The following is a 688-nucleotide window of genomic DNA, read 5'->3' on the forward strand; positions in this document are numbered from 1 at the left end:
TAAACAATAATTTATCTCAGCAGACACAAGCAATTTTTCAACATTATTTTGGTGGAGGAAACAATTCAGTTCCAGGCTATATTTCAGATATCACAATAAATGTTACTGATGGTGTCCACAACACAGTGAAAGATGATTCTCTTGGAAAATATCTATTACTTAGTTGTAAAAATATTAAAGGAGGGGTTCTCTCAATAGGTTCTACTGAACGAAAAATATCTGAAGAAACATTCTTAAAGCTCAGAAAAAGAACCAAGTTGGAAAAAGGAGATATTCTGATTTCCTCAGTCGGAACAATCGGAGAAATTCTTATGTTGAAAGAAATTCCCTCAAATTACGAATTTCAACGAAGCGTAGCTATGATAAAACCTAATCCAGAAAAAGCAAGTTCAGCATATATCTATGAGGCTTTGATAGCTAAACGAGCAGAATTGATAAATACAGCACATGGAGCTGTACAGCAATGTCTGTTCATATCAGATATTTCAGGCTTTGAAATTGGTGTTCCAGATGTTTCAATAATGAAGACATTTACTGAGATTGTTGAGCCATTCTACACTCTGATATCCGAACACGATAAAGAGAATCGTCATCTTGTTGCTTTAAGAGACTCTTTACTTCCCAAACTGATGTCCGGTGAGATCGATGTATCAGATATCGATCTCTAAGCCGCTAAATTATTGTTTAT

General features: G+C 34.7%; 1 protein-coding gene. It reads left to right on the forward strand.

Annotated features, from left to right (window positions below):
- On the forward strand, positions 1-668 hold a 668-nt coding region (locus DW183_RS11610; RefSeq protein ID WP_199649452.1), incomplete at its 5' end, for a restriction endonuclease subunit S.
- Between the last annotated feature and the right edge of the window lie 20 nt (positions 669-688).

Origin of the sequence: Roseburia sp. AM16-25, assembly GCF_003473825.1 — a bacterium.
GTDB lineage: Bacteria > Bacillota > Clostridia > Lachnospirales > Lachnospiraceae > Pararoseburia > Pararoseburia lenta.